The organism is Shewanella sp. ECSMB14101, assembly GCF_000773485.1.
Taxonomy (GTDB): Bacteria; Pseudomonadota; Gammaproteobacteria; order Enterobacterales; family Shewanellaceae; genus Shewanella; species Shewanella marisflavi.
Window position 1 is genome coordinate 80,932 of sequence record NZ_JSFF01000016.1, and the last position, 24,081, is coordinate 105,012.

Below are 24,081 nucleotides of genomic sequence, written 5' to 3' on the forward strand. Positions count from 1 at the left end.
GAATAGAATGCCATCTAGCTGGAAAGAGAGTGGCTTACGTTGGTATTGGGTAGTTGTATTGGTGTTTATCGCCGATCAACTATCCAAACAATGGGTGTTAGCCAATTTTGACCTGAGAGAGTCAATTAACTTATTGCCATTTTTTAATTTCACCTATGTGAGAAATTATGGCGCTGCCTTTAGCTTTTTAAGCGATGCCGGTGGCTGGCAGCGTTGGCTGTTTACCATAGTGGCTGTCGGTTTTAGTACCTTGTTGACTGTTTGGCTGCGTAAGCAACCAAACGCTATGTGGCGACTAAATCTGGCCTATACCTTAGTCATAGGTGGGGCGCTGGGTAATCTTATCGACCGGCTGCAACATGGCTTTGTGGTTGATTTTCTCGATTTTTATTGGAAGACGAGCCATTTCCCTGCTTTTAATATTGCCGATTCGGCGATTTGTGTTGGTGCCGGGCTGATTATCTTGGATTCGTTTATCTCAGAGAGTAAACCAGACGGCAAAGATGTCGCAAAGGGGTAGTATTAAGTGACTGTTACGCGTTCATTATTATGTCATATGAATATAGTGCTAGAAGACGGCTCTACCGCCGATAGTACTAAAGCTTCAGGTAAGCCTGCCAAGTTAAACATAGGCGATAAAACCTTGAGTCCTGCTTTTGAAGCAGAGTTGAAGGGCCTGAAGCAAGGGGACAAGCACAGTTTTACCCTAGAGGCCGCAGATGCCTTTGGGGAGTCGAATCCCGATGCGATTCATCATATGGACAGGAGCAAGTTTCCTGCCGATATGCAACTCGAAGCCGGGGTTATCCTAAGTTTCGCAGGTCCTGGCGGCAGTGAGATCCCAGGTATCGTTCGCAATGTACTTGGTGACTCTGTTACCGTCGATCTCAATCATCCGTTAGCGGGTCGTACAGTGACATTTGAATTGGAAGTGATTCAGGAGCTCTAATTATGACTCAACCTCCACAAAGCTTGCAGATCAAGCTGGCTAATCCTCGTGGTTTTTGTGCCGGTGTCGACAGGGCGATTAGCATTGTCGAAAGGGCGCTTGAGTTGTTTTCACCGCCTATCTATGTGCGTCACGAAGTGGTGCACAACAGGTACGTGGTACAAAACCTCAAAGACAGAGGCGCAGTTTTTGTCGATGAGCTGGATCAAGTACCTGACGATAGCATAGTGATCTTCAGTGCCCACGGCGTATCTCAGGCGGTACGCGCCGAAGCGAAAAAACGCGGACTACGTGTGTTTGACGCGACCTGCCCCTTAGTCACTAAGGTGCATCTTCAGGTTACTCGTGCGAGCCGCAAAGGGATCGAGTGTATTTTAATCGGTCATGCGGGACACCCTGAAGTCGAGGGCACCATGGGGCAGTATGATAACCCTGAAGGGGGCGTGCTCTTGGTGGAGTCTCCGGCGGATGTTGAAGCTTTGGTTGTTAAAGATCCAGAAAACCTCTGCTTTGTTACTCAGACCACTTTGTCGATGGACGATACTGCCGATGTGATCGCGGCGCTGCAGAAACGTTTTCCGTCTATCCAGGGACCGCGTAAAGATGATATTTGTTACGCGACTCAAAATAGACAAGACGCCGTACGTAATGTTGCCGATGACGTTGACCTTTTTATTGTCGTGGGCTCGAAAAACAGCTCTAACTCTAATCGTTTGATGGAGCTGGCTATCAAGAAGGGGACTCAGTCTTACCTTGTCGATAATGCCGATGACATAAACTCTGAATGGTTTAACGGTATCGAAAAGGTTGCCGTTACAGCGGGTGCATCTGCTCCTGAAGTCCTAGTAAAACAGGTTATAGATGCCATTGCCAAGTTGGCACCTAGCGTTATTACCGAGGTTGAGGGACGAAAAGAAGATACGGTGTTTGCCGTTCCGGCGGAATTGCGTTAGCTATATCTGATTGTTTTGATGAGAAAAGGAGGCCAAGGCCTCCTTTTTTGTTGTTTAAAAATCATCCTGGCTATATGGAGATACATTTTTAGACTTAATATTACTAGCGCGTAATATTCGACTAATCTATGATTAACTAGTATAGTTTAAAGTTATGCTAACATTCAGATTTTTAGAGACTAAACAACTGAAACGACTGTCAAAAGTATGGCTATTATCGGAGATTTGACATCATGGTAAAACGTGGGAAAGGGTTTTCCCTAATTGAGGTGATGGTATCACTCGTCATTTTAGTTATTGGCTTAATCGGCATTTTCAATCTTCACGTTGTCTCTAAACGAGGCAGCTTCGAGTCTTTTCAGCAAACCCAGGCTTCATACTACGCCAACGATATTATCAATCGTATGAAGTTAAATCCTACCCAGTTAGCCACTTATGCAGGTACCTATAGTGGAATACCAAGTTCGGTAAGTAAGCAATGCCAGGGGGCTGCAATCTGTTCATCTTCGGAGATGGCTGCTTGGGATTTATATGAGTGGCGAACATTATTCAATGGTGGCGCTGAGACAGTAGGAACTCAGAATGTTGGAGGGCTAGATACCCCAACAGCCTGCGTCGTGGTAAGCGGTAATAGCGTTACAGTTAGCATGGCGTGGAAGGGGATTCGTGAAACATCTATTGAATCGGCCTCCTCTGATTGTGGCTCTACCACAACCCATCGACGCTTATTTACAGTACAGACGGTGATTTGAACAGAATGAAGATTTTAACTATACGTGCTCAGTCTGGAATGTCACTCGTCGAGTTGATGGTGGCTTTGGTCATTAGCCTATTTTTATCTGCTGGCATATTTACTATGTTTAGCATGTCATCATCTAACGTAACGACAACCAGTCAGTTTAATCAATTGCAGGAAAATGGACGTATTGCCTTAGCAATTATGGAGCGTGACTTAACCCAGTTGGCCTTTATGGGAGATATGACTGGAACAGATTTTGTGGTTGGGAGTAATACGACAATATCATCCGCAGCTGTTCCAAATGATTGTGTCGGTGGAGGAGTTAATAACGCAACGCTGCCAAATGGTACAGCGTCCCATTTTAGGCGGATTTGGGGGTATGAAGCGGGCGTTAGTGGCGTTGCTTTTGGCTGCCTTACTGGAGTGAATGCGAATACAGATGTATTGCAGATAAAACGACTGGTTGGTCCTAATACATTGTCTCCTAATGTTGGCACAAATCATTATGTTGCTACAACTTCGAGTCAGGCAATATTTTTTACTGGTAATCAAGTGACGCCAGTTTTAACCAATAGTCGATTTTGGGAATATCAACATCATATTTACTTTATAAAAAATGATGGGACGGTACCTGTGCTCAGACGACGAACTTTGTCGGTTGCCAATGGAATGAATAACGAGGAGCAACTCGTAGAAGGTATTGAAAATTTAAGAGTTTTGTATGGTGTTGATGATAATGGGGATGATATACCGAATCGATATGTTCCTGTTGGAAGCGTAAATACCGTGATGTGGGATAATCAGTCCTTTCAGAGGATTGTGGCCTTGAAAGTCTTTTTGCTTGTGCGTTCGGTTGAAGAAGATCCTAGCTATACTAATGAAACTCAATATTTGCTGGGTGATAAAACAATTGTAGCGCCACAAGATCATTTTAGGCGGAAAGTGATGTCAACCACTGTAATGCTTGAAAACCCTGTTTTGATTAGGAATTAGTAGAGGGGCACATGAAAAAACAACAAGGAGTCGTGCTATTTTTTGCCTTAATCGTTTTGATTCTTATGACGGTTATTGGTGTTGCATTGGCTGTAAACTCTACTCAATCACTCCGAATGGCTGGCGCAGGGGCCGAACGAATAGAGGCAAAAGCCTTGGCTGATGGTGGAATTGCAGCTGTTCTGTTAAATAAGACACCAGCATTTTTAGCAACTATGTCAGCTATTGATGCTCAGAACTCATTTTCTGGCGGTAAGCAAGTACTAACCCCTTTGCCATTAGTCGATGATGGAGCAGGGAATTTAGTCGTTCAGCCTAAGAATGTGTCTTGTCAGAGAAGTGCTGCTGCCAGCGGAACAGATTTGTTTAAATGTCGCCGTATTGAAATATCCAGCCAGGTTAGTTTCGGACGAGATAATCTAGGTCAAGTAATGGTTGTAACAGGTATTGAGCAGGAAGTGCTCAGCGGGAGCGGGTCATGAAGTTTAATAAAATTTTATTTGCAAGCCTAGTTACAGCATTGGCTTTGCCTGTACAGTCTTTTGCGGATGATACAGATCTTTATCTTAACCCAGCGGAAAATAATGTACGGCCTCAAGTGCTGATAATTTTCGACAACTCAGGCAGTATGGACACCATTGTTGAAGGTTTGCCGGGAGGGTACGTTAATGATCCAAATAATCCCTATGAGCCACTAGATAGCGCTAACTCCTATGACGATGGCATGGTTTATTTTGCGATCGGTGTTGGTATTGATGAAGCGGGTTTAGGTATTCCAGATAGCCCTTCAGAAACTAATAGATTTAATGATTTGCTTAATGGGTGCTCTGTTGCCAGAGAGGCATTAAATAAATACGGACGATTTACTGGTTATATTCGAGAGTACATTACAAGTGGAAATGGTAAAGGTACTTGGCAACCGATAAAGAATAACTCGGGCAAAGATCAAAATAATCCTGTTGATTGTTGGGAAGATATTCCTGCACAAAAAACTGATAATAATAACGATATAACATCGTTTGCTCCAGGTTACCCAGTTGATAGTCTTAAGAGTGGTAATGGAAGTAATGCTGTATATCTTCCTTGGGGGTCAACACCTGGTGTTAATGGTTTCAATACAGGGGAGCTGGTTACGCTTTATTCGGCTAACTATTTACGTTGGTATCGTCATTATCAGAAAGATGTTGCGGAAGGGACTAACCCTGATTTTCCAGATCAAACGCGCTTGGCTATTGCAAAAACTGCCATTTCGAGTGTGATAAGTACGGTTCCATCTGTAGATTTTGGTTTAGCAGTGTTTAATTTGAACTTTCCAAATGAGGGCGACAGTGATGGTGGGCGAATCGTCGCTGGAATAAAACAGCGAACAGCTTCTGAAAAGGAAGCATTAATTAATACCATTACTAACCTACCAGCAGAAACCAACACGCCCTTATGCGAAACCTTATACGAGGCCTACCGTTACTTTAGTGGTGGCGCAATACATTTTGGCCATTCAGATAGCGATTATAACGGTAACAGTGACGGTACCAATATTAAATATGATGCTAACAAGCCTATGTATGATACCAGTATTGAAAGCGGTGGGAATTATATTTCGCCGTTGTCAAAGTGTAATCGGCTCGCGCATGTCATCTACATTACTGACGGGGCACCTGTATTAGATAAATCAGCTGATAATTTAATTATTTCCTTGGGGGGGACGCCATTTACTTATCGTCCAGCAGAGGGAGATCAACCCGCTAAAGAAAGTTACCTGCCAGCGTTAGCTGAGTATATGTTTAATGAAGATATGTCTCCTGCCGATGGTTTTCAACGTGTTATCACACATACCATAGGCTTTAGCTTGGGTGAGGATGAAGAGGCTGCTGAGCCTTTGCTTATAGAAACGGCCAGACGTTCAAATGATCCAAAAAATGGACTAAGAGGCACTTATTCTAGGGCTGATAATACTGTTCAATTGATTGAAGCTATTACTAAACTCATTGGTGAGATTGATAGTACAGGACAGCGTTTTTCTGCCCCTGGTGTAGCGTTTAGTAGTGCAGACCCCACTCGAACTTTAGATGCTGCTTATTATGCGCTTTTTGAACCTTCGCAAAGCCCTAAATGGACAGGTAATCTTAAGAAGTTAAAAGTTAACTCTAGCGGAGGGTTAGTAGATGCTAACGGGGATCCGGCAATTGACTCTTCAGGCAGTATTGCTAATACGGCTTGTACTATATGGAGTGATTGCAGTACCAACGGAGATAGAAGTGGATATTTAGATGAAAAAGGGGATCCTGTAGATGGCGGTAATATCGTTGCCGCAGGGGGAGCTACGAGAAGTATAGATCCTAGTGGGCGAAGCCTTTATAGCGACCTTGGGGGGTTGAAATTATTTTCAGCGAGTAATTTTAATGATGTTTCATTAAAAGCAGGTGGGAAAAGTAATTTAGCTGCCTATATGGGATTGCCGATTGATAATGTCGATGTAGAGCTAGAGAAAGCTTTTAAGTGGATTGAAGGCTGGAATGTTGATGTTGCTTCTTACAAAGATACTGGAGAGGTGGACGAGTACACCTCGATTGACATCAATGGTGTTAGAGCTGACATCATGGGAGATCCTCTGCATTCTCAGCCTTTAGCTATTGATTACGGTGACCATACTATGATTTTTGTGGGTACAAATCATGGTCTAATGCATGCGTTTAAAGATACAGGTAACGCTGTATCCGAAAGTTGGGCTTTTATGCCATATGAATTGCTGCCAAATGTTAGTGTTATTAGGCGAAATGATTATTCCGCAGGGCACAGTGTTTATGGGGTGGATGGTTCCCCTGTAGCTTATGTGCAAAGAAATGGTGCGACGATAGAAGAAGCTTGGTTGTTTTTCGGTTTACGCAGAGGTGGCCAATCTTATTATGCATTGGATGTTAAAGGCGATGTCCCTAGTCTGAAGTGGCAAATATCCAATACAACAGTAGGCTTTGAAGATTTAGGACAGACTTGGTCAACTCCCGTCGTGACAAGGATCCCAGGTTTTGATGGACCCGTGATTATCTTCGGCGGCGGATATAACACTGGTTATGATAGCGGCGGAGGTCAAAATGCTTCAGGAAGGATGGTGTATATTGTAAATGCTGCGAATGGTCAGCTTATTCATTCTTTCGGCGCGTCAGGTAATACATCGCTACCTAACATTGAAGATTCTATAGTTGGCTCAATTGCAACATTAGATAGTAACAGTGATGGTGTAACAGACAGATTGTACGCAGCAGATCTTGGAGGAAATGTTTGGCGTATTGACATGCCTTCAGAGGATAAAACTACTTGGAGTGGGTTTAAATTTGCACAAGTTGGTGGTGCATTAAGTAATAGTGATAGGAGATTTTTTTATGAACCTACTGTCGCTCAAACTTATTTTACGAATACTTCAAGAGTCACTGTTACAGATGAATCTGGTACCACGACCACAGTGGCCTATCAGAATGTTCCATATGATGCGGTGACTTTAGGTTCTGGTAACCGAGCCAATCCATTGGGTACCGCCACAGAAGATATGTTTTTTGTTTTTCAAGATAGGAATGTGATTACACAGCAGTTTGGTGTAGGAGGTACAGCTGTACCAACTCCGTTGAGCTATCCAGATAATCTTTACAACATTACATCAGGAGCTCCTTCCACAGAGAGTGAAAATATCGCCTTTGGGGAGAAAAGAGGTTGGTATTACGATTTTGCTGGAGCCGGCGAGAAAAGCTTGTCACCGTCAGTGATCATAAGCGGTAAAGTATATTTCACTTCGTTTACGCCGACAGGCCCTGCCCCAGATCCAGATTCATGTTCGCTTCAATCTGTAGGGAAGTTATATACGTTAGATCTGCATAAGGGGGGAAGGTATTCAGAAGAGTATGTCATTGATGTGTGTGACAACTGTATTCCTCAGCCACCAAAAATTATAACTCCGCCAGAATCGGATGACCCAAATGATCCCGATAATCCCGATGCTGTACTTATCATTGGTCGAGGAAAATGTGATGAAAAAGGCGAGAATTGCTCAGGGACTGTAGATATTGAATCGGGCTTGAACACAAACAAAATTTATTACCACATAGATGAGTAGCGTTTTAATGAAGAAGAGTTCACTACTTGGGTTTACCCTGATTGAGTTAATGATAACAGTCGCTATTGTCGGAATATTGGCGGCAATAGCCTATCCTTCATATATCAATTATGTGACTAAGAGTGGCCGCTCTGAAGGGGTAGCGGCGGTAATGCGAGTCGCCAATTTACAGGAGCAGTATTATCTTGATAATCGTGCCTATGCTACGGATATGACGAAGCTCGGATTGGGAGCGAGTCCATTTGTAACTGAACATGGTCATTATAGTGTGGCTTCATCGGGTACTAGCTCGTTCACTATTACTGCAACTGCTCAAGGTGCACAAGCTAGCAGAGACTCGACATGTGGAACCATTACTATGACATCTGCAGGTGTTAAAGGACCTTCGGCGGAGTGTTGGAAATGAATAAATTAGTAGTCAGCGTATTATGCTTCGCACTATCAAGTGTAGCCAGCTCAGCATTTGCGGCTAAGCAGGATTATAAGTGCTTTATCAATAGTACTAAGAAAGGCGAGCAAGTCGTTTTTTATCGCTGGAACGAGAAAGATCTTCAGTTAAGAGTTGCCAGTTTACCAGGAAAACAATTAACAGATAATAAAGGTAAGAAGTACTTTATTAAAAGTGTTGAAGAATGTGTGCCTTTGGGGCATGAGTTCTCAAGCACTAATGCAAAAAGAATAGATAAACAAACGCTTAGATAGGATTTAGGTGATAAGTTTCAAAGGCCCCATTTTAGTGGGGCTTTTTATTTTTATAAAAGTAATGAATATTAGCAGGCATTTCCGTCAGTGCCATAAGAAACTAATCCACTTGTACTAATGAGGACTCTTTGCGAGTTTGAGGCTTTGCCATTCGGACAGTAGGTTACATTTCCACCTGAAGATAATCCGTCTGGTGAAAAAGTCATTGAGATTGCTGATGCTTTAACTTTGTCTTGACTATTAAAACTGTCAATAGCTTTTAACTCATGATCGTTATTATCGGCATCAGTAATATAGACTCTAATACCCCCACTCCAATCAGTGTCTGTTCCGCATGAGGTTGCCGACGCAAAAGAACAAACGTTTACGGTTGCTCCGTAGCTGATTGCTTGATTGCGAGCGAAAGCAAAGAGATTATGAATCTTTTCAACGTTATTGTTTACTCGCACTTGTTCATACACTGACGTTAAAGAAGGGACACCAATCGTCAAAAGTATCGCTGCCACGGCAACTGTCACCATTAATTCTACTAGGGTAAAACCTTTCTTGTTCTTACGCATTTAAGGATCCTCACTGCTACTGTTACAAAGTATAAGCGAGAAGCTTTAGGATTTCAGTATATATAAGCTATTCTTTTTAATGCCAATAATTTGTCAGCTTGATTAAATTTGGCATCTACTGCTAGCTAGGGGATGCTTACTGATTGCAGCTGATATTTTTCTCCTTTGAAAAGCGTACTCTACCTGCTTGATTGACGACTACCGCTTTAGAATGAGGGCTATCGGCCGAGCTTGGGCAATACCTTAATGTTCCGTTGCTAGCGGATGCGAGACCATCAGGCTGAAAGCGCGCCGCAGCGCGGTTGTAGTAAACGAAGTCATCGCGATTGAATGAGGTTGTTTGCATCAATAGTTTGTCATTACCATCGAGTTGATTGCTGGTTCCTGAGTCAGTAAAAACACTGAGTCCTAAGTGCCAATCATTAGTGCATTGATTATCTTTGATTGGGCATACAGTTACCCGCACACCATAATTAATGGCGGCATTTCGAGCAAACTGAAGTGTTTGTTGGATGATTCTTATCGCTGCATCGGCGCGATATGCCTGATGTAGGCTGGATAAGTTGGGTACCGCTATGGAGAGGAGTATGGTAGCGACCGATAGGGTCACCATTAGCTCAATGAGCGTAAATCCATTTTTAAGTTTCATGGCATTTCCTTGCGATTGTTGAGTCTATGCATCCTGCAATGACTTGCCCCTGCTTTTTACGGCGGGTTTATAGAGTATAGATAAGCAGATGCTGGTTGATGGGGGACTGATATATTGTTCTGTTCTATGAATATTGAATCGTTTTACCTCTCGATATAATCATCTTTGGCGGATTAATTGGACGTGGTAAGCTAGTACTTCATAAACTTAGGGTTAACGTAATATTAGGGAGCGTTTGATGAAGAAGGTCGAGGCCATTATTAAGCCGTTTAAGTTAGATGATGTGCGTGAATCTCTGGCGGAGATCGGTATTACCGGCATGACGGTTTCTGAAGTCAAAGGTTTCGGTCGCCAGAAAGGGCATACTGAGCTCTATCGCGGCGCCGAGTATATGGTTGATTTTTTGCCTAAGGTTAAAATTGAGTTAGTGATCCAAGATGAACAATTGGAGCAAGCCTTAGAGGTTATCGTTGATACCGCCAAAACAGGTAAAATCGGGGATGGTAAGATCTTCGTTACCGAAGTGGAGCGTGTGATTCGTATTCGCACCGGTGAAGAGAACGAAGAAGCCGTTTAAGGTGAAGATTAAAAAAGCCGTTGATTAATATCAGCGGCTTTTTTATGGCATAGGCTAATCTTACCAAGTTATCTAGGACTCGATGAGGAGTCTCTGATCACAGGTTGAGGAATAAAGACCTGGTGAGTCAGTTCGCTTTGTTTATTACCTTGATTCTCAATAAGCAGCTCGGTGGCGGTTTGTGCAATCAGCTTATTGGGCTGATGGACTGTGGTTAGTTTGGGCCATGTTTGTCTGGAAAAGGGGCTGTCTTCAAACCCGACAATTGAGAGCTCTTCGGGGATGGCCATGCCCTCTAATCTAGCCGCAAAGAGCGCGCCAGCTGCGATTTCATCGTTACAGGCCACAATGGCAGTAGGGCGCTCTGCTTTAGCCAAGAGTTGTTTGGCACCTTGCACACCTGACTCGAAAGAATATTGGCCATTAATAATGTTTGATGGGTCAACCTCTAATTGATTGTTCTCCATAGCGAGTGTAAAGCCTGCCAGGCGGGCTTTAGTCGACTCGTGTTGATGATCGCCACTTAAGAAGGCGATTTTTTTATGGCCTAAATCAATCAGATGTTGGGTTATTGAGATGGCGCCATGCTTGTCGTTTACCATAATCGATAAACCCGTATCATAATCCGCCTCTTCCCCGGCGATGATCCGGACATAGTTAGCCCCAATTTTATCGAGCGCCGCCAAGACTTTTGGATCTTCAGATAGCGGTGGTGTCAGCACTAATCCAGACAGTCTTGCATGGCGCACCATATCAACCAGTTCCTGGCAAATATTGTCTGATTTGGCATCGCAAGGATGGATTAGCAGTTCATATCCGCGTTGTTTGCATGATGACAAAATACCATTTTGCATATCAATGACATAGTAAGCGTTTGGATTGTCATAGACGAAGGCAATTACATAGGATTTAGTTCCTGCTAGATTTCGGGCAGCGACATTGGGTTGGTAATTCAATGCCGCAATGGCTTGATTTACCTTATCTATGGTCGTCTGACGCACTGACGGTTCGTTATTAGTGACCCTTGAAACCGTTTTTATCGAAACGCCGGCATGTTTTGCGACATCGTTTATGGTGACTTTCATCTAGCGGATACTCGTTGTGTCTGCGCAGTTTTAGCTGCAACAGAAAATAAATATGTCTCAAACGATATACTGTATGGTTAGACAGCAAATCTCACTTCCCCTAGCGACAATATTGCTAACTTTTACCCTATTAAGCAATCATCAAATTGATTTCCTTAGTTAACTCTCGTTTGGTAACACGAATTCAATATTGAATTTGTTGATAATAATCAGCACCTTAAATCGTTACCGTGTTTCTTAAATTTGTTTGGTAAATGTATAAAACCGAAGAGTTTTCCGCTTTTGGTTATTTTGTTGTGGCACATCTGTTAATTGTTGTGTAATCTTTGTACTCACATGACAGCGTTGTCATTCCTTCGGGGATGGTTATGAATACGAATAAAGATAATAAAGTTATGGAAGGGAAACGAGATGCGACCATCTACTTTTAAGAAAAGTGTACTAGCTACAAACATTGCATTGCTCATGAGTGGTGCTGTGTCTGTTTCTGCAATGGCGGCTGAAGCCGATGCAGAAGCTGTCAATACGGATAATATTGAAAAAATTGAAGTGCGTGGTTTACGTGCGTCGATGAAGGCGTCGATCAACGCTAAAAGATTCTCTGATGCTGTTGTTGATGCAGTAACAGCTGAAGATATTGGTAAGTTTCCTGACGGAGACGTAGGTGAATCGCTGGGTCGTATCCCAGGGGTATCTGTTAACCGTCAATTTGGTCAGGGACAGCAGGTGTCTATCCGTGGTGCTTCGGCGCAATTAACACGCACCTTACTAAATGGCCACTCGGTAGCCTCAACCGGTTGGTTCGATCAGCAGGCTATCGACCGTAGCTTTAACTACTCTTTGCTGCCACCTGAGATGATCAGCGGTATTGAAGTGTATAAATCTTCTCAAGCCGATATCACAGAAGGTGGTATTGGTGGTACTGTCGTTGTTAAGACGCGCAAGCCATTAGATTTGGACGCTAACACGCTGTTTTTAAGCGCTAAAGGCGACTACGGTACGGTTTCTGAAGCAACAGACCCTGCGCTATCTGGTCTTTACAGCTGGACCAACGAAAGCGAAAAATTTGGTATCTTGGTTTCTGCTGCCGGTTCGCAAACCGAGTATCAGCGTAACGGTATTGAAACTTTGCTTGGTTGGGGCGAGATAGTGCCAACAACCTTCCAACAAGATCGTGAGCGTACCGCTTACAACGTTGCCCTACAGTATCGTCCAACCGATAACCTAGAGTTTGGCTTTACTGCAACTAGCCTGGATCTTAAGGCAAACAACGCTAACACCTCTATTTTCCTTTTCCCAACACAGCAGGGTGTTAGCACCTGTGATGAGACAAATGCTGCAGGTGTATGTGTTGATATCACTCACACTGGTGAAGGCGGATTTGCTTGGGCGCAAACTTGGGCTCGTGAAGCCGAGATGTCATCTGATACCTATGACTTTGACTTCAAATACGAAGGTGACAGGTTCACCATGGAAGGCCGTGTCGGTAATACCAAGGCTGATGGTGGTACTAGCTTAACCTCTAACTATGGTAACTCTATTGGTCAGCCAGGTGATTTTGCCGGTCGTTACGATGCTACTGGTGAGAAAATCCTGATTGATATCGCCAAAAAGTCATTCGACGCGGGTGATTTTAACAGCGAATTAGCTACTGCGGGCTGGGCGCTGAAGAAGCAACCTAACACAGATGAAGAGACCTATGCTCAGGTTGATTTCACCGTGCCTGTCGATTTTGGGGCTATCACCTCAATTAAGGCCGGTGTGCGCTACGCCGATCATGATGTGACTCAGGAAACGGATGCTGCTATCGTCGGTGACATAGTATCCAGAGATGCTTCTGAATACTATTCAGGAACTATCTCAGCGGGCGCTGGTTTCACTCTGCCTAAGCCTAATTTTGATGCCATGATCCGCGATGCTAAAGCCTCTGTCGATGGCTTTACCCGTGACAAGTCTGGCTACGGTACACTGAACGAGAAGAACCTGGCTGCATACGCCATGGCAAACTTCGAAGGCGAAGGTATTCGCGGTAACTTTGGTCTGCGTTTCATCTCAACTGATATCGAGTCTGATTACTATGCACTGAGTTCAACCGGTGAGTTTGCCGATGAACTGAGCACTGACAAGTCTAGCTATAGCGACGTGTTGCCTAGCATCAACGTGACTTTCGATCTGACACCTGATCTATTACTGCGTACCACTGCGGCGCAGGTAATGTCTCGACCAAACTATGCCGATCTGTTTGCGACTTCTACGCTGCCAGGTTTGAACGATGGTACACCAGGCAACGAGAAATTGAACCGCGGCTCTGTGGCACTAGACCCATTTAAGGCGACTCAAGCTGATGTGAGCCTGGAGTGGTACTTCGGTGGTGAAGGTTTGGCATCTTTGACTTACTTCATCAAGGACGTAAGCTCATTTATTACCACTCGTCAAAAGCTTAACCAGCAGATCGGTATTGAAGATCCTAATCTGATTGAGCAAGGTGGCAGTGCTTGTGGTGAGGGAGTTTATGACTGCTGGACTGTGAGTGAGAAGTACAATGCTAACGGTGGCCGTATTGAAGGGGTGGAATTGCAGCTGCAAGACTCTTTCGATAATGGTTTAGGTTACTCAGTTAACTATACCTTTGCCGATGCCGGCTCACCTGCTGAGAACTATCCTGACAAAGTCGGTGTATTCTCTGACTCTTCTAAGCACACAGTTAACCTAGTGGGCTACTACGAGATGGAGAGCTTCTCTGCTCGTCTGGCTTACAACTGGCGCAGTGAGTATATGATGCGTGAACTGCCTGGTTTCTACGGCAACCGTCAGCATCAGGACTATGGCTCACTGGATCTGAGCATGAACTACAGTGTGACAGAGTGGTTGGATCTGACCTTTGAAGCGGTTAACCTGACCGAAGAAGACAGCATCCAGATTGGTGTGTCACCAATAGATAACCCAGATGTGATTAACGAGTTCAAGGATGACTACCCAGTATGGAGCTTCGATGGTGAAGCAAGATACAAGGTCGGTATTGCACTAAGATTCTAATCTTAAAGTAAAATCTAAAGAAGCCCGGCATTTGCTGGGCTTTTTATTAGCAGCAAGCCCAATGACACATTAGCGTAGGTGGTTTATGGACATTAAACGTATCATTATTCTGGGTGGCGGAACGGCAGGCTGGTTAGCGGCCAATCATTTAGGCAAGGTGTTAGCGCATAGAGAGGACGTTCTAATCAGTCTGGTGGAGTCGCCCGATATTCCCATTATCGGTGTTGGCGAAGGTACTGTGCCGGCCATTCGTCAGAGCCTGAAGCGTTTTGGGATCAGTGAGTCGGAGTTTATTCGCCGCTGTGATGTGACCTTTAAACAGTCCATTAAGTTTGTTAATTGGATGGATAAGGGCCGTCATGGAGAGGGCAATTTTTACCATCATCTTTTCGACATGCCAAGCCCACTTGGTGAGGATCTGACTCAACATTGGCTGACCAATTCAGAGCTGGCCTATGGCGATCTGGTTTCGCCCCAGCACAAAGTGTGTGAAGCGGGCAGGGCGCCAAAGCAGATCACCCATAGCGAGTATGAAGGGGCATTGAGGTTATGCCTATCACCTCAATGCGGCTAAGTTTGCCAAGTTGTTGGCCGAGAATGCCATTCGCCGTTTTAATGTTGAGCATATTATGGCGAATGTACTCGATGTTTCGCTAACGGGCAGTGGCGATATAGGCTCCCTTGAAACCGATAGCCGAGGCAGTATCAGCGCCGACTTCTATATCGATTGCAGTGGTTTTGAATCGCTGCTGATCGATAAAACGCTCAAGGTGCCTTTTGTCGATAAATCCCATCAGCTCTTCGCCGATAAGGCGATAGCGGTGCAGGTGCCCATTGCTGCCGATGCGTCGATTCCGCCTTATACCTTGGCTACCGCCCATCAGGCGGGTTGGATATGGGACATCGCCCTAACTAACAGACGCGGGGTAGGATTTGTCTATTCGTCTGAATATATGGATGACGACGAGGCGTTGAATAAGTTATCTCGCTATTTGGGACAAGATCTGGCGCAGTATAAGTACCGAGTGTTGCCAATGAAGCTCGGCTATCGTAAGGAGTTCTTGCACAAAAACTGCCTCTCTCTGGGGTTAGCCCAAGGTTTTCTCGAGCCATTAGAGGCCACCTCTATTTTACTGACCGATTTTGCCGCAGGATTCATTGCCAACCGTTTTCCTACCGATAGGGATGCCCTCGACCTACTTGGACAGCAGTTTAATCAGGTGATGACCTATGCCTGGGAGCGGGTGGTTGAATTTATCAAGATGCACTATTACTTGTCAGATAGAGAGGATTCCGCCTTCTGGCGAGATAATCGTGCGCCTTCGGGGTTGCCGAGTGAATTGGCCAACAGGTTAGCCCTATGGCGCAACCATGTGCCTATCAGACAAGACTTTTTTAGTAAGTTTGAGGTGTTTGATTTAGAAAACTATCTTTATGTCCTCTATGGCATGCATTACCCGACGGCAAAAGCTGCACCCCAGGCTGAGCAAACTGAGGCTAGTCAAGCGCAGGCCCAGCAAATAGCTAAGGTTGCACAGCATCTGGTGAGTGAGCTGCCCGATCACAGAGAGTTGCTAGAAAAAATTGCAGCGTATGGCTTACAAAAGTGCTGAGTTGAGAAACTCTAAGATGGGTAATTTTTGTGTGAGGTAAATCGATTTGGCGGGGCGCTGTTTATTCCAACGTCCCGCCATTGGCTTAAAGTGGATGCTTATTGCAGCTTATCGAACTGGTTTTGTTTGGCGATAAGACGCGACAGCTGATTGAGCGAGGCTCTATGGGCGTAGATGATGGGTAGCAGGCCCTTCTTTCTCAGTTCGAGGAACTCTTCATCGCTAAGTTCATTTAAGGTTTTATCATCAATTAAATAGACGCCATTGATGTTGATCTTCTGCTCCGATTTTTCCAACTTGATGGTTAATTGCTGCGGGGTAAGTAAGTTTTTATCGGCAAGATATTGGCAAATGGCTTGGGTTTGTTGGTGCATTGCCGCCACGTCCAATAGGGCGTTAGTTCTGGCAGTTAAGTACTCGCTTCGCTCGCCATCATCGGTAAACAGGCGATTACCTTCCTCTTGAGAAACCATGTGGCTCTCTTCATCTATGCATACGATCACATTGTCGCCCTCGGCTGAGGTTTTGGCGATAGAGAGAGGCGCATTGCTAAAGCCGATAGGACTAATTGGGGCATCCCACTGGTTGTTTTGGCAGTACAGGTTGACCTCTGGCTCAATTCCCATGATGGCCACTGGGATGAAGTGGCCCGTTTCACCATTCTTTACAAAAACGATCGGAAATTCAGAGGCAAGGCTGGGGATCTCTCTAGCCAGTACTGGGATCAGATGTTCTTTGCTGAAACGGCTGAAATCGTTTGAGTGAGTTAGCTTAGTGTTTAAATGCTTTTCCGTTGAAAGAGGGACTATCTTGGCCATCTTGATACCTTAATTAATTTTAGTTTGTGGCGATTACCTGAGATGTGAACACAGTTATCAGGTAACTACTGGTCTATCTTTTACCGTCTGAATGGGGCCAAGTGCAAGTGATAACGTCTTAAGGTTACGTTTTTTCACAGATCCCCAAATCGAGCCTATCTCATCATTTACCTAAACCATGTCAGTTTGACGCTAACAAGAGCTTATGGTTTTGGCGAAGCAGGCGGCTTTTAAAATGAGCGCATAAGATGTTAGCAAGAGTTGACAGCGTTGTCACACAGGTGTGACTTAATGAGGCGCTCTAGTTAGGCAGAAACAACCACAGACAGGCGCTTTGTCATCATCGGCAGAAAAAATTGCCTCAAAATGTCAAAAAAATGTAGAAATTCTGTTCTTTCTTAGGTAGATTAATGAATGACAGCGTTGTCATTTGCTTGTGTGACACGTTCGTTTTGTAAGGTTTGCATTGTTAGGGAGAGGTCTCCTAACGCTTGCATTGGCAGTAGCCATTTACTTTATGGTTATTGTGTTTGTTTTTTCCTATAGTCTCTCCCCAGATACTAGAGATGGCTAGATGTGTTATTGAGTCAAAGATTTGCTGTTTGTTCGGCGTCGATGAAGCATGGCACATCTAGCATTTTTTTCTTGGGAGGCTAAATGCAAACTTTACACAGCTACTGGTGGAAGCTGACCTCATTGGCTAAATTCTCCGGTCGTGATGAGGAAGTCTGCTGAGTTTCTGGCATATTTTGCCCGGTAAAAGCGCTAGGCCTTATTAAAAATCAAAGTGGTGGCGATCTCAGATCTTGCAATATAAAGGATGTTTATTGCCGATACTGAAAGGGGAAAGGTGGCCGCAAGAAGACTTGAAGCTTCAAGTTGTATAAAGATGTGAGGATAACAATGAATAATAAGCTCATCCCATTGGCGCTGCTGTTTAGCCTTGGATTACCAGCCTGTAGTCAGCAGGCCAGTCTCGAGGTGTCAAAGCCCGAATCTGCGCAGGCTCAAATTTCAGTTAAAGCCCCGGCACAGCAAGCACTGCATCAATTTGCCACAAGTCTGGACGTAACCTATAGCACCTTAACTAATTACCCCGAGCAATGCACCTCGGCAGGTGTCGACGGTCGCTGCTTTGCGGCGCAGATTCGATTGCTCCCAGGTACTGATTTTGCCGAAAAGGACTGGGCAATCTATTACAGCCAGATGCGTCCGGTAAAAGAGGTATTGACCGACGAGTTTGAGCTGATACAAGTTAAAGGCGATCTACACAGGATCTCGCCGACAGATAAGTTTGCAGGCTTTCAAAAAGGTCAGCCAGTTGATATCACCTTTTTAGGTGAGTTGTGGCAGCTGTCTGAAACCGATGCCATGCCCAATTACTATATTGTCGTACCCGGTCTTGAACCTGAGGTGATTGCCAGTACCCAATTAAGCAAAGATGCTGCAACAGGTATGGAGCAGCGTCCCTATGTCGAAGCCTATGTTAGCGCTGAGACTCAATATAAGCGTAGCGATACCGATAAGTTGAAATGGGCAACACCTCAGGTGTTGTTCGATGCCAATCAAGATATAGAAAACCGTCCCGAACTTGCCGTTAACAGCATTATTCCCACCCCTAAAAAGCAGATCATAGACAGCCAGAGTGCACCCATTTCACTGGCAGCCGGCTATCGATTGATGCTGGGCGATGCCTCTATGGCATCGGTGCAGGCTGCATTCGATAGGCTATCTCGGTTGGGCGTTAACGCTTCACCCGAGGGGATTTTACTCAAGCTCACTACTCTGCCATCTGCGGTCAGCGAGGGGAGCTACCAGCTTACGATTAGTCAAGACGGCATCACTATTGCCGCGGCCGATGACGCCGGCTTCTCTTATGGTCTGTCATCACTTGCGAGTCTTATCGATTTAAATACTCTATCGATAAGTGCCATGCATATTGAAGATGAGCCAAGGTATGAGTTTCGTGGCATGCATGTGGATGTGGCGCGTAACTTTCACAGTAAGCAGTTTATCCTGAATCTGCTGGATCAGATGGCAGCGTACAAACTTAATAAGTTGCACCTGCATATGGCAGACGATGAGGGGTGGCGCCTGGAGATAGAGGGGTTGCCAGAGCTGACAGCGGTGGGGAGTCGCCGCTGTCATGATCTGCAAGAAAACACCTGCCTCTTACCTCAGTTGGGAAGTGGCCCTGATGCAACCAGTAAGGTCAACGGTTTCTATTCTAAGGCCGATTATATTGAGATCCTCAAATACGCCAGTGCCAGACAGATCCAGGTGATCCCATCAATGGACATGCCAGGGCATTCGCGTGCCGCCATTAAGTCGATGGAAGCCAGGTATCGCAAGCTGATGGCTAAGGGGGATGAGGCCGGCGCTAATGAATATCGCCTGATCGATCCGCTGGATACGACGCAATATGCTTCTATTCAATATTATGACGACAACACGCTCAACGTTTGTATGGCCTCAAGCTATCACTTTGTCGATAAGGTGGTTAGCGAGATAGCCAAGTTGCATCAGGCGGCTGGGCAAACATTGACCTTGTATCATATCGGTGCCGATGAGACTGCAGGCGCCTGGGTTGAATCGCCAGTGTGCCAGGCACTGCTCAAAGAGAAAGGTAATGGCCTAGACAATGAGGCAGACTTTGGCGCTTACTTTATCGAGCGAGTTGCCAACATGCTGGCAGCTAAAGGCATAGAAGCGGCAGGTTGGAGTGATGGCATGAGCCATACCCGTCCTGAGCGTATGCCGAAGAAGAATCAAACCAATATTTGGGACGTAGTGGCACACGGCGGCCATAAACGCGCCCATGCTCAGGCCAATTTGGGTTGGGATACAGTATTAAGTAATCCCGAGGTGCTTTATTTCGATTTTCCCTACGAGGCAGATCCTAAAGAGCATGGTTATTACTGGGCGAGTCGCAGCACTAATGAACGTAAGCTATTTAGCTTTATGCCGGATAACCTGCCTGCCAATGCCGAGCAGTGGACTGATATCGAAGGTAACACCTTCGAAGCCGACGATACCCTAAAGCTTGATGAGCAGGGTAATCGTATCAGTGGACCGCTCGATGCTGGTGTACGGTTCAAGGGGATCCAGGGACAGCTTTGGAGTGAGACCGTTCGTAGCGATCAAGTGGTCGAGTATCTGGTGTTTCCGCGACTGTTAGTCTTGGCCGAAAGGGCGTGGCACAAGGCTGATTGGGAAGTACCTTACCAATATCAAGGGGCCAAATATGGCCCAGAGTCTAACTTTTTCACCCCTGAGATGCGGGCTGCGCAAACCGCCCAGTGGCAAGTTTTTGCCAATACTCTCGGTCATAAGGAGCTGGCTAAGTTAGACAAGGCTGGCATCGCCTATCGAGTGCCGACAGTAGGGGCCAAGATCAAAGAGGGTTACCTGCACACCAATATTATCTATCCAGGCCTTGGCGTTGAATATCGCGTCGACGACGGTCCTTGGCAGACCTATACCGAAGCGGTGAAGGTATCGGGCAAGGTTGAGGTCAGAGCTGTGGCCGCCGATGGTGTTCGCAAGGGGCGGATTCTTAGAGTCAATTAACACTTCATCTAGCTTGAGAGCCGCTTTTAGGCTCTCAAGCTACGCTTTCTAATTTGCCAGTTTAAAGGACTTTAGTTCAATTGAAGGCGCCTTATTTTTAGAGGCGCTAATTAGCTTTAAGGCGATTAAAAATATTAAATGACAGCGTTGTCATTTTTGGTGTAACATGGCATTAACTTCGTCAGTGGGCAGGGCGGTTTTAGATCTCGCCCTGGATAATAAAACTGTGAAAGAGGTCCGTGATGGGATTTAACCAGACAGAGGAACAAGCCCTGTTCATAGGCATAGACGGCGGTGGCAGCAAATGCCGTGCAACGATTTATGCCAGCGATGATAGCGTCGTGGGTACAGGTGTGGCGGGGCGTGCTAATCCGCTTTACGGTCTAACACACACCTTTGATTCTATCATTGGGGCGACTGAGTTAGCGCTGAAAGATGCGGGATTGGCGCCAGGTGATAGCAAGCAACTTATCGCGGGTGTCGGTCTTGCCGGCGTCAATGTACAACACCTCTATAATGAAATTACCAGCTGGCAACACCCGTTTGCGAAGATGTATGTCACCACAGATCTGCACACGGCCTGTATTGGGGCTCATAGAGGCGGTGACGGCGCTGTGATCATTACTGGCACTGGCTCTTGTGGATATGCCCATGTCGGTGATAAATCTCTGAGCTTGGGCGGCCATGGTTTCGCACTGGGTGATAAAGGTAGTGGCGCATGGCTGGGCCTGCAGGCGGCTCAGCAGGTGCTTCTGCATCTCGACGGCTTCGGCCCTGCTACACTACTTACCGAACGATTACTGTCTCATTTCAAGGTGAGCGACGCCATGGGAATAGTCGAGCATCTGGCTGGTCAATCTTCAGGTTGTTATGCCACCTTGGCTCGTACGGTGTTATCTTGTGCCCAGGAGCAAGATCCGGTCGCTAAAGCGATTGTGATGGAAGGCGCAGAATATATCAGTGCCTTGGCTAAGAGGTTGTTTGAGGTTAAGCCTCCGCGTTTTTCTATGATAGGTGGACTTGCGGAGCCTTTAGCACCCTGGTTAGACAAGGGAGTGGTTGAGAAGATCTCTCCTATATTGGCGCCACCAGAATTAGGCGCAGCTTATTTTGCGCGTCAGCGTCACGGCATCAGCCAAGATTAAACCATCATTGTATGACCATGTTTTGCCAGGAATTGAGTATATGAAACAGACACTGATCGCCGAGCGAGTATTCGATGGCGAGCACTATCATCATAATCAAGCCATTACCCTAGAGGCTGGCCATATAACCGCGTTTGAAAAGGCGCCTGGCATCGAGCCCATCTATCTGGCTGGAACCTTAGTGCCCGGCTTTATCGACGTGCAGGTGAACGGCGGGGGCGGCGCACTCTTTAATGCCGCGCCAAGTGTCGAGTGTCTTAAAACCATTGGCCAGGCCCACGCAAGGTTTGGTACCACGGGCTTTCTACCTACTCTGATCACAGATGATCTTGGTGTGATGCAAGCGGCGGCAGACACAGTTGCCGAGGCATTAGCGGCTAATACACCAGGTGTGTTAGGTATACATTTTGAAGGGCCTCACCTCTCCGTCCCCAAAAAAGGGGTGCACCCGGCTAATTTTATTCGCCATATCTCAGAGGCTGAGCTTGCTATCTTTGCTAGAGAAGATCTGGGCACTAAAGTGGTAACCTTGGCGCCTGAAAATGTGGCGCCTGAGGTGATTCGTACCTTAGTTGATTCAGGTGTTCGCGTCTGTCTTGGTCATTCCAATGCCGACTATGACACTGTGATTAAAGCACTTGAGGCTGGTGCGAGCGGTTTTACCCACCTGTTTAATGCCATGTCTCCCATGGATTCAAGAGCGCCTGGAATGGTAGGTGCAGCTCTTGAGAGCCAAAGCGCATGGTGCGGATTGATTGTCGATGGTCATCATGTACATCCAGCGTCTGCCAAGGTGGCTATTGCTGCCAAGCCAAAAGGCAAGGTGATGCTGGTGACTGATGCCATGCCGCCAGTGGGCATGGATGATAACGCCAGTTTCGAGCTATTTGGCACCCAGGTCATCCGTAAAGGAGACAGACTCAATGCGGTGACGGGTGAGCTGGCAGGTTGTGTGCTGGATATGGTGGGCGCGGTAAACAATAGTGTGGCCATGCTCGGCGTTCCAAGGGAAGAGGCGCTTAGAATGGCGGCTAAGTATCCTGCCGAGTTTATCGGTCATCGCCAGCGTGGTGTCTTTAGAGTGGGCGCCAAGGCAGATATGGTGCTGCTCGATCAGGATAATCGAGTAGCTCAAACCTATATCGATGGCCATTTGGTGTATCAGGCCTAAATAACTAGGTCAGCAGTCTCGAGCCCTGAAAGCTAGCTTTCGGGGCTTTAATCTATAAGAACAATGATAAGAGATCCCCTGATGGATTCAATGAATAAGACAAGTCCAAAACCTACTGTTAAACCTAGGCTTAAGTCACTCGATGCCCTGCGCGGCTTCGATATGTTCTGGATCTTGGGCGGTGAGGCACTGTTTGCCGCGCTACTTGTCTGGACTGGCTGGCAGGGCTGGCGTATCGCCGATGCCCAGATGCACCATAGTCAGTGGCATGGTTTTACCTTCTATGATCTTATCTTTCCGTTATTTATCTTCCTCTCTGGTGTTGCCTTAGGTCTCTCTCCTAAACGCATCGACAGCCTTGCCTGGAATGAGCGGCTACCGCTCTACCGTCACGCAATAAAACGTTTGTTTTTGCTACTTGTGTTTGGTGTGCTTTATAACCATGGTTGGGGCGTTGGCGTCCCCATGGCTGGCGATGAGGTAAGGTATGCTAGCGTGCTTGGCCGCATAGCCTTTGCCTGGTTCTTTGCTGCCTTGTTGGTATGGCATACAAGCCTGCGTACCCAGATATTGCTGGCGTTTGGCATCTTGTTTGGCTATGGCGCGCTGCAGTTATGGTTGCCGGTTCCTGGTGGTGTGGCCGGCGATCTGTCTATGTCTGGCTCTATTAACGCCTATGTAGATAGTCATTTTCTCCCCGGTATAACGTATCAGGGGAGGGCAACCGACCCCGAAGGGATCCTCTCGACTTTTCCCGCCATAGTAAATGCCTTGGCAGGCGTATTTACCGGTCACTTTATCGTTAAGGCTCATCCCAAAGGGGAGTGGGCCAAGGTGATTACCTTGTTATTAGCGGGCGTCCTTTGCGTTGCTCTTGGCTGGTTGATAGACCCTTACCTGCCGGTAAATAAAGATCTCTGGACCAGCAGCTTTGTCTTGGTGACTACGGGCTGGAGCTTAATACTACTGGCTATCTTCTACGCGCTGGTGGATGTGATAAAGCTACATCGCCTCTCGTTTGTATTTGTCGTGATAGGGTGCAACGCCATCATCATCTATTTGGCATCAAGCCTGGTCAAATGGGAATATCTGGCTAGCAGTTTGTTTGGTGGTTTGATCCATGCACTGCCTTTTGATATGCAGCCACTGGCTTCGGCGCTTGCCCTATTGATAGTGCAGTGGCTGTTACTCTATTGGATGTATAAGCGCGGCATATTCATCAAGGTTTAAGCCTGGGTGTGAATAATGGCGTGACATTTTAATAACTAAAACGCAGGGTTAGGTCTTCCTGTTAAAAACACAAAATGACAGCGTTGTCTTTTTTGTGTTTATGTTTTAACATCGATGAAACAATGGAGCAGAGTAAGGCAATGCTTTCGCCGCTTTGCTCTCTTGTTGCAGTAGCCGTAAATGTACCGA

At 46.0% G+C, this 24,081-nt stretch carries 19 protein-coding genes and 1 pseudogene; 16 read left to right on the forward strand and 4 right to left on the reverse strand.

Annotated features, from left to right (window positions below; translation table 11 throughout):
* Positions 1 to 7 precede the first annotated feature (7 nt).
* The 9 genes from lspA to NY07_RS13190 all read left to right on the forward strand — a co-directional run bounded on the left by lspA (position 8) and on the right by NY07_RS13190 (position 8,438).
* Positions 8 to 520 carry a signal peptidase II gene (lspA, locus tag NY07_RS13150; protein ID WP_033539822.1) on the forward strand — a complete coding sequence of 171 codons (513 nt, stop codon included), beginning with the start codon at positions 8 to 10 and terminating at the stop codon, positions 518 to 520.
* A 6-nt stretch (positions 521 to 526) separates the two neighbouring features.
* Positions 527 to 949, forward strand: coding sequence for an FKBP-type peptidyl-prolyl cis-trans isomerase (gene fkpB / locus NY07_RS13155; protein ID WP_033539823.1), 423 nt, complete (start codon positions 527 to 529; stop codon positions 947 to 949).
* A gap of 23 nt (positions 950 to 972) precedes the next feature.
* Positions 973 to 1,902: a 4-hydroxy-3-methylbut-2-enyl diphosphate reductase gene (gene ispH / locus NY07_RS13160; protein WP_181404220.1), complete on the forward strand. Its 930-nt coding sequence runs from the start codon at positions 973 to 975 to the stop codon at positions 1,900 to 1,902.
* A gap of 233 nt (positions 1,903 to 2,135) precedes the next feature.
* A complete protein-coding gene (gene pilV, locus NY07_RS13165; protein ID WP_033539825.1) occupies positions 2,136 to 2,654 on the forward strand; it encodes a type IV pilus modification protein PilV in 519 nt (172 codons plus the stop codon).
* Positions 2,655 to 2,659: 5 nt separating this feature from the next.
* Positions 2,660 to 3,634 (forward strand): PilW family protein, encoded by a 975-nt coding sequence (locus NY07_RS13170; RefSeq protein WP_033539826.1) that lies wholly within the window; start codon positions 2,660 to 2,662, stop codon positions 3,632 to 3,634.
* 11 nt (positions 3,635 to 3,645) lie between these two features.
* On the forward strand, positions 3,646 to 4,116 hold the full coding sequence (locus NY07_RS13175) for a pilus assembly PilX family protein (protein WP_033539827.1): 471 nt from the start codon (positions 3,646 to 3,648) through the stop codon (positions 4,114 to 4,116).
* Positions 4,113 to 7,736, forward strand: a complete 3,624-nt coding sequence (locus NY07_RS13180) for a pilus assembly protein (RefSeq protein WP_033539828.1) — start codon at positions 4,113 to 4,115, stop codon at positions 7,734 to 7,736. The genes NY07_RS13175 and NY07_RS13180 overlap by 4 nt, the downstream gene beginning before the upstream one ends.
* A 7-nt stretch (positions 7,737 to 7,743) precedes the next feature.
* Positions 7,744 to 8,142 (forward strand): type IV pilin protein, encoded by a 399-nt coding sequence (locus tag NY07_RS13185; RefSeq protein WP_033539829.1) that lies wholly within the window; start codon positions 7,744 to 7,746, stop codon positions 8,140 to 8,142.
* A complete protein-coding gene (locus NY07_RS13190; RefSeq protein WP_033539830.1) occupies positions 8,139 to 8,438 on the forward strand; it encodes a TapY2 family type IVa secretion system protein in 300 nt (99 codons plus the stop codon). Before NY07_RS13185 ends, NY07_RS13190 begins: the two co-directional genes overlap by 4 nt.
* 68 nt (positions 8,439 to 8,506) lie before the next feature.
* On the opposite strand, the gene NY07_RS13195 is transcribed toward NY07_RS13190, so the two are convergent.
* Together NY07_RS13195 and NY07_RS13200 are read right to left on the reverse strand one after the other, a co-directional pair.
* Positions 8,507 to 8,998, reverse strand: a complete 492-nt coding sequence (locus NY07_RS13195; protein ID WP_033539831.1) for a GspH/FimT family pseudopilin — start codon at positions 8,996 to 8,998, stop codon at positions 8,507 to 8,509.
* A 136-nt stretch (positions 8,999 to 9,134) separates the two neighbouring features.
* Entirely contained in the window at positions 9,135 to 9,647 is a 513-nt protein-coding gene (locus tag NY07_RS13200) for a GspH/FimT family pseudopilin (RefSeq protein ID WP_033539832.1), read from the reverse strand.
* Positions 9,648 to 9,885: 238 nt separating this feature from the next.
* Here NY07_RS13200 and NY07_RS13205 point away from each other — a divergent pair, with 238 nt between their 5' ends.
* Positions 9,886 to 10,224 (forward strand): P-II family nitrogen regulator, encoded by a 339-nt coding sequence (locus tag NY07_RS13205; protein ID WP_033539833.1) that lies wholly within the window; start codon positions 9,886 to 9,888, stop codon positions 10,222 to 10,224.
* A 68-nt stretch (positions 10,225 to 10,292) separates the two neighbouring features.
* Here NY07_RS13205 and NY07_RS13210 read toward each other — a convergent pair whose 3' ends face one another.
* On the reverse strand, positions 10,293 to 11,309 hold the full coding sequence (locus NY07_RS13210; protein WP_033539834.1) for a LacI family DNA-binding transcriptional regulator: 1,017 nt from the start codon (positions 11,307 to 11,309) through the stop codon (positions 10,293 to 10,295).
* A 411-nt stretch (positions 11,310 to 11,720) separates the two neighbouring features.
* Between NY07_RS13210 and NY07_RS13215 the strand changes: the two genes are divergently transcribed.
* Both NY07_RS13215 and NY07_RS18915 read left to right on the forward strand, forming a co-directional pair.
* Positions 11,721 to 14,345 (forward strand): TonB-dependent receptor, encoded by a 2,625-nt coding sequence (locus tag NY07_RS13215; RefSeq protein ID WP_033539835.1) that lies wholly within the window; start codon positions 11,721 to 11,723, stop codon positions 14,343 to 14,345.
* A gap of 85 nt (positions 14,346 to 14,430) precedes the next feature.
* Positions 14,431 to 15,958, forward strand: a pseudogene (locus tag NY07_RS18915) (tryptophan halogenase family protein).
* Between the two features lie 98 nt (positions 15,959 to 16,056).
* On the opposite strand, the gene NY07_RS13225 reads toward NY07_RS18915, so the two are convergent.
* On the reverse strand, positions 16,057 to 16,776 hold the full coding sequence (locus NY07_RS13225; RefSeq protein WP_033539836.1) for a SapC family protein: 720 nt from the start codon (positions 16,774 to 16,776) through the stop codon (positions 16,057 to 16,059).
* A 903-nt stretch (positions 16,777 to 17,679) separates the two neighbouring features.
* Between NY07_RS13225 and NY07_RS13230 the strand changes: the two genes are divergently transcribed.
* The 4 genes from NY07_RS13230 to nagX all read left to right on the forward strand — a co-directional run bounded on the left by NY07_RS13230 (position 17,680) and on the right by nagX (position 23,892).
* On the forward strand, positions 17,680 to 20,346 hold the full coding sequence (locus tag NY07_RS13230) for a family 20 glycosylhydrolase (protein WP_033539837.1): 2,667 nt from the start codon (positions 17,680 to 17,682) through the stop codon (positions 20,344 to 20,346).
* A 242-nt stretch (positions 20,347 to 20,588) separates the two neighbouring features.
* Positions 20,589 to 21,491, forward strand: a complete 903-nt coding sequence (gene nagK, locus NY07_RS13235) for an N-acetylglucosamine kinase (RefSeq protein ID WP_033539838.1) — start codon at positions 20,589 to 20,591, stop codon at positions 21,489 to 21,491.
* 40 nt (positions 21,492 to 21,531) lie between these two features.
* Positions 21,532 to 22,662 (forward strand): N-acetylglucosamine-6-phosphate deacetylase, encoded by a 1,131-nt coding sequence (gene nagA / locus NY07_RS13240; RefSeq protein WP_033539839.1) that lies wholly within the window; start codon positions 21,532 to 21,534, stop codon positions 22,660 to 22,662.
* A 90-nt stretch (positions 22,663 to 22,752) separates the two neighbouring features.
* Positions 22,753 to 23,892 carry a transmembrane glucosamine N-acetyltransferase NagX gene (nagX, locus tag NY07_RS13245; RefSeq protein WP_235363931.1) on the forward strand — a complete coding sequence of 380 codons (1,140 nt, stop codon included), beginning with the start codon at positions 22,753 to 22,755 and terminating at the stop codon, positions 23,890 to 23,892.
* Positions 23,893 to 24,081 lie beyond the last annotated feature (189 nt).

Excerpts from the sequence above, each read along its gene's own strand:
- NY07_RS13200 (WP_033539832.1), bottom strand. The coding sequence starts at position 9,647 with ATGAAACTTAAAAATGGATTTACGCTCATTGAGCTAATGGTGACCCTA.
- NY07_RS13205 (WP_033539833.1), top strand. The coding sequence starts at position 9,886 with ATGAAGAAGGTCGAGGCCATTATTAAGCCGTTTAAGTTAGATGATGTG.
- NY07_RS13180 (WP_033539828.1), top strand. The coding sequence starts at position 4,113 with ATGAAGTTTAATAAAATTTTATTTGCAAGCCTAGTTACAGCATTGGCT.
- NY07_RS13215 (WP_033539835.1), top strand. The coding sequence starts at position 11,721 with ATGCGACCATCTACTTTTAAGAAAAGTGTACTAGCTACAAACATTGCA.
- lspA (WP_033539822.1), top strand. The coding sequence starts at position 8 with ATGCCATCTAGCTGGAAAGAGAGTGGCTTACGTTGGTATTGGGTAGTT.
- NY07_RS13225 (WP_033539836.1), bottom strand. The coding sequence starts at position 16,776 with ATGGCCAAGATAGTCCCTCTTTCAACGGAAAAGCATTTAAACACTAAG.
- nagX (WP_235363931.1), top strand. The coding sequence starts at position 22,753 with ATGAATAAGACAAGTCCAAAACCTACTGTTAAACCTAGGCTTAAGTCA.
- NY07_RS13190 (WP_033539830.1), top strand. The coding sequence starts at position 8,139 with ATGAATAAATTAGTAGTCAGCGTATTATGCTTCGCACTATCAAGTGTA.
- NY07_RS13170 (WP_033539826.1), top strand. The coding sequence starts at position 2,660 with ATGAAGATTTTAACTATACGTGCTCAGTCTGGAATGTCACTCGTCGAG.
- NY07_RS13185 (WP_033539829.1), top strand. The coding sequence starts at position 7,744 with ATGAAGAAGAGTTCACTACTTGGGTTTACCCTGATTGAGTTAATGATA.
- NY07_RS13175 (WP_033539827.1), top strand. The coding sequence starts at position 3,646 with ATGAAAAAACAACAAGGAGTCGTGCTATTTTTTGCCTTAATCGTTTTG.
- NY07_RS13210 (WP_033539834.1), bottom strand. The coding sequence starts at position 11,309 with ATGAAAGTCACCATAAACGATGTCGCAAAACATGCCGGCGTTTCGATA.
- nagK (WP_033539838.1), top strand. The coding sequence starts at position 20,589 with ATGGGATTTAACCAGACAGAGGAACAAGCCCTGTTCATAGGCATAGAC.
- NY07_RS13230 (WP_033539837.1), top strand. The coding sequence starts at position 17,680 with ATGAATAATAAGCTCATCCCATTGGCGCTGCTGTTTAGCCTTGGATTA.
- pilV (WP_033539825.1), top strand. The coding sequence starts at position 2,136 with ATGGTAAAACGTGGGAAAGGGTTTTCCCTAATTGAGGTGATGGTATCA.
- nagA (WP_033539839.1), top strand. The coding sequence starts at position 21,532 with ATGAAACAGACACTGATCGCCGAGCGAGTATTCGATGGCGAGCACTAT.
- NY07_RS13195 (WP_033539831.1), bottom strand. The coding sequence starts at position 8,998 with ATGCGTAAGAACAAGAAAGGTTTTACCCTAGTAGAATTAATGGTGACA.